The organism is Kitasatospora sp. NPDC101447 (assembly GCF_044767225.1).
Lineage (GTDB): Bacteria > Actinomycetota > Actinomycetes > Streptomycetales > Streptomycetaceae > Kitasatospora.
The window spans coordinates 1-4,953 of record NZ_JBIWNL010000079.1; the positions used below are offsets into that span (position 1 = coordinate 1).

A 4,953-nucleotide genomic window follows, 5' to 3' on the forward strand; every position below is an offset into this window, starting at 1 on the left:
GGGCGGGGGGGGGGCGCCCCGGGGGGCGGGGGGGGGGGGGGGGGGGGGGGGGGGGGGGGGGGCCCCCCCCCCCCCCCCCCCCCCCGGCCCGGGCCGGCCGTCGGCCTACCCCAGGGCGGCCAACAGCCTGCGCTCCTTGGCGGGTTCGATGCCCTGCCGCACGGCTGCGCCCGGCCGGCCCTTGCGCCCGTCGGCGTCGGTGTCCTCGGCGGGCCCGCGTTCCCGCAGCCACTCCCAGGTGTCCCGGGCCGTCTCGGCGAACGGCCGGCAGCACAGCCCGGCGGCCTCCGCCCGGTTCGTGTCGGCGAGCCAGATGCCGGTCAGCTCGGGCAGGTCCGGGGCCCAGAGCGGGAGTTCACTCCACGGCTCGACCCGGTCCGGCCCATCGGCGAGCAGCTTCGCGTCCGGGACCCAGACCAACTCGGTGTCCACGGCGCCCGCGACCGCCCGGCAGGTCTCCAGCCACTCGCCGAAGCTCAGCCGTCCGGGCGGCGCCGTGGTGAGGAACCGCCCCGCCGTCCGGGCCGTCAGCAGGTCCAGCCCGAAGACGGCGAAGTCCCGGACGTCGATCACCTGCATGGTCCGCTGCGGGTCCCCCGGGGCGAGCACCCGGCCGCCGCGCGCCATCCGCTCCAGCCACCAGGGCAGCCGGCCGCCGATCTCGTACGGCCCGATGAGCAGCCCGCTGTTGAGGACCAGCGAGCGCTCGGCGCCGAAGACCTCCAGCACCGCACGCTCGCAGCCGGCCTTCAGGGCCGGGCTGAACGGCTGGTCGGGCGGGGTGTCGGCGGGGCAGGGGTGCAGCGGGGAGTCCTCGTCGATCACCCGGTCGGGCCAGTCGGCGAAGGCGTGTACGGAGGAGACGACGGTGTAGTGGCCGGCTCGGTCGCGCAGCAGGTCCGCGGTGAGCGCGGCCTGGGAGGGCTGCTGGGCGGAGGTGTCGACGACGGCGTCCCAGTGGCGGCCGTCGACCAGCCGGGCGATGTCCTCGGCGTTGTCGCGGTCGCCCCGGACGGCCTCGATTCCGGGCAGGTCGGTGGCGCTGCGGCCGCGGTTGAAGGTGGTCACCAGGTGGCCCCGGGACAGGGCCTCGGCGGCGTAGGCCCGGCCGAGGAAGGACGAGCCGCCGAGCAGGAGGATCTTCATACCGCCCACCCTCTCCCAGTCGTTCCACCCGTACGCCCGGATTAGCGCAGGGCAGATCCTGCGGTGCGGGCCCGGTGCGGGCCCGGTGCGGGTCCGGTGCGGGCCCGGTGCGGGGCGCACCGTGGCGGTGCCGACGGGCGTCCGATCCGACGTGCCGCCCCCTCCCGGCCCACTTAGCATCCGATCTGTAGCGGTCTGTGGAGATTCGGACTGATTCGACAGTGGACTGATTCGGCACTGGGAGAGCGACAGCATGGTCAACCCGGCACTCGTGGACCCGGCCACCGTCCGCGCGACCGCCGCCGAAGCCTGGATCCGCGCCCAACCGATCCTGCGCACCTACCGTGCCCTGTACGCCCAGGCCCTGGACGACGCGGACCCCTCGTACGTCGGCGGCTTCGGGGTCTTCCGCCACCGTCCGCAGCCGCCCACCCCTGCCGACACGCCGGCCGAGGCCCCCGGTGTCACCCTCGCCGCCGCCGGTACCACGGGCACCGCCGTCGCCGTCGCCGTCGCTGTCGCCACCTCCACCGACACCGTCACCGCCACCTCCACCGCCACCGCCACCGCCACCGTCCTCGGCGACGAGGCCGGGGACACGCCGTACTCCCGGGCCTGGCTCGACCTGCGCACCGAACCCTGGGTGCTCACCGTCCCCGCCGAGGACCGCTACCGCGTCCTCCCGGTGCAGGAACTGGACACCGTGTACGCCGGCTTCATCGGTTCCCGGACCACCGGCCCGGAGGCCGGCGACCACCTGGTAGCCGGCCCCGACTGGCGGGGCGAGCCCCCACCCGGCATCCGCAGCGTGATCCGCACCGCCACCCGACTGGTCGGCATCCTCGGCCGCACCCGGCTGACCGGGAACACCCCCGCCGAGGTCGCCGAACTCGCCGCCGTCCAGGAGCAGTACCGCCTGCGCCCGCTGCACGAGTACGCCGGAACGCCCGCGCCGCCGCCCGCACCGGATCCGGTCTGGCCGGTCTGGCGCGAGGAGGTCCCGGACGGCCTTGAGTTCCTCGCCTTCCTCGACTTCCTGCTCGGCTTCTTCCCGGCGGCCGGCCCCGTCCCGCTGCCGCCCGCCGAGACCGACCTGCGCGGCCGCCTCGTGGACCTCGGCGTCGACGGCCGCGGCGAGTTCGAGCCCGCCACCCTCCCGCTGGAACTGCGCACCGAGATCGAACGCGGCATCGCCGACGGCCGGGCTCAGCTGACGCACGCCATCGCCGGACTCCGCGACCGCACCGGGCTGTTCGGCACCCGGGACCGGATCGGCGCGGACTTCCTCCGGCAGGCCGTCGGCGCCGCGACCGAACTCCACGGGCTCCCCACCGAGGAAGCCTGGTACGGCCGTTGGGAAGCGGACAGTGCGGGCCGCCGCCCACCGGACGCCGCCGACCACGACCACGTCATCCGCTTCGCGCCGGACGCGCTGCCGCCGGCCCGCTCCGGCTGGTCCGCCACTCTGTACGCGCTGCCGGACCACCGGCTGGTCGACAACACCCTGGACCGCTACGCGATCGGCGACCGCACCCCCGGCCTGGTCCGCGACCCGGACGGCGGACTGACCCTCTACGTCCAGCACAAGCGACCCGCCGCCGCCGACCACTCCGCCAACTGGCTGCCCGCCCCGGACGGCCCGTTCACCGTCGTGCTCCGGCTCTACGGGCCGGACCCGGTCGTCCTCGACGGCCGCTGGCGGCTCCCGCCGCTCGACCCGCGCTGACCCCGACCCCGCTGACCCCGACCCGCCTGACCTCGATCCCTGCCGACTCCGACCCGTGCCGACCGACCGTACGAAGGACCCCCGATGAATCAGCCCGAGCTGGAGGCCCTGGCCGCCGACGCGTACGTCTACGGCTACCCGCTGGTCGCCGGCCTCACCATGGTCGAGCGCTTCACCAGGGGCGGCCTGGGCACCCTGCCGGCGGCGCCGTTCAACGACTTCAGCCACGCCACCCGGCTGGCCGGCCCGGCCGACGACTTCGTCTCGGTCAACAACGACACGATCTACTCGATCGCCCAGCTCGACCTCTCCGAGGGCCCGCAGGTCCTGCACGTCCCGGACACCGCAGGCTCCTACTACGTGCTGCAGGTCATCGACGCCTGGACGGACAACGTCGCCTACCTCGGCCGCCGGGCCACCGGCACCGGCGCGCAGACCTGGCTGATCGTCCCGCCCGGCTGGCACGGCACCCCGTCCGACCCGAACCGGGTGATCGAGCTGCCGACCACCGTCGGCACCGTGGTCGGCCGCTTCGCCTGCACCGGCCCGGAGGACCTGCCCCGGGTCAGGGCCCTGCAGTCGGCCCTCGTCCTGGAACCGCTGGAGCCCGGTGGCCTCGTCGCCGGACTGCCCGAGCCCGACCCGGACGTCCCCGAGCGGCTGGCCTTCTTCGAACGCCTGCGGGTGTGGATGCAGGCCTTCCCGCCGGCCACCGGGGACATCGAGTACCAGCGGCGCTTCGCCCCGCTCGGCCTGCTGGACGACGGCGCCTCGCCGTACCGGGCCGCCGTCCCCGAGTGGACGCTCTCCCTGGCCAAGGGCCTGGCCGCCGGCCGCGAACGGGTCGAGGACGCCACCCGCCCGCCGGAGGACCACCCGCCCGGGGAGTGGCGCTCGGCGCTCCACCTCTTCGACTACAACACCGACCACCTCGGGCCCGGCACCCTGGACGACCCCGAGTGGCGGATCCCCGACCGCCGCGCCGCCTACCTCAGCCGCGCCGCCGCCGCCCGGGCCGGCCTCTGGGGCAACCACGCCTACGAGGCCTCGTACGCGATGACCTACGACGACTCCGACGGCCGCCCCCTCAGCGGCGCCAACAACTACACGCTGCGCTTCGACCGGCTGCCCCCGGCCGAGGCGTTCTGGTCCGTCACGATGTACTCCGTCCCGGACTACTACCTGGTGGAGAACCCGATCGACCGCTACTCGATCGGCGACCGCACCCCGGGCCTGGTCTACGGCGCCGACGGCTCGCTCACCCTGGCCCTCCAGCACGACCAACCCGAGGACCCGACCGCCGCCGCCAACTGGCTCCCCGTCCCGCCCGGCGAGTTCCGCCCCATCATCCGCCTCTACCAGCCCGAACCCCCGGTCCTGGACGGCACCTACCAGGTCCCCCCGATCCACCGCACCTGACGGGCGTCCCCCGACGCATGCCCCCCGACGCCGGCCCCCGATGCAGGCCCCCGGCGATCGCCCGCCGACGCAGGCCCAAGCCGCCTGCCCAAGCCGCCTGCCCGCGCGCCGCGCAGGGAAGGATTATGAAGACCGGTCTACATACTTCGCGGGGCGCACGCCTGCCAGGCCCGCGCGATGCGTGAGAATTCGGACCGGCCGACTTCCTGTGCACCGTGGTGATCGCCGCTATCGGATTATGACGACCGGTCTACATAGCTGGCCCGGGTGGCGGCCCGAGCGACCCGAGTGAGAAGTCGGCCTGGTCGACTTCTCGCGTACTCCCACATGTTGGCCGGGGTGAATTATGCCGACCGGTCTACATATCCAGCGGGCGCCAGGCGCCAGGGCTGGGCGGCGCACGAGAAGTCGGTCTGGTCGACTTCCTGTGCGTCCCCCCCGTGTTCATGGGGGGCAAGATTATGATGCTCGGTCTACATATTCTCCCGCCGGATCCCGGCGCAGCGCGCGAAAAGTCGGCCTGGTCGACTTTCTGTGCAATGCGATGGTTCGGCGCGGGCTGGATTATGGCGACCGGTCTACATATTTGCCCCGGGGCGGCATCGGGCCCGGGGGGGGGGGGGGGGGGGGGGGGGGGGGGGGGGGGGGGGGGGGGGGGGGGG

General features: G+C 74.5%; 3 protein-coding genes. 2 read left to right on the forward strand and 1 reads right to left on the reverse strand.

The features are described from left to right. Window positions 1-105: 105 nt before the first annotated feature. On the reverse strand, window positions 106-1,146 hold the full coding sequence (locus tag ACIRST_RS42255; protein WP_402810098.1) for an NAD-dependent epimerase/dehydratase family protein: 1,041 nt from the start codon (window positions 1,144-1,146) through the stop codon (window positions 106-108). A 253-nt stretch (window positions 1,147-1,399) separates the two neighbouring features. On the opposite strand from ACIRST_RS42255, the gene ACIRST_RS42260 reads away from it, so the two are divergent. Together ACIRST_RS42260 and ACIRST_RS42265 are read left to right on the forward strand one after the other, a co-directional pair. Continuing rightward, the gene (locus ACIRST_RS42260; protein ID WP_402810101.1) at window positions 1,400-2,872 is read left to right on the forward strand and encodes a DUF1254 domain-containing protein; all 1,473 of its coding nucleotides are present in this window, start codon (window positions 1,400-1,402) and stop codon (window positions 2,870-2,872) included. An 84-nt stretch (window positions 2,873-2,956) separates the two neighbouring features. Next, a complete protein-coding gene (locus ACIRST_RS42265; protein WP_396553970.1) occupies window positions 2,957-4,291 on the forward strand; it encodes a DUF1254 domain-containing protein in 1,335 nt (444 codons plus the stop codon). Window positions 4,292-4,953: the final 662 nt, after the last annotated feature.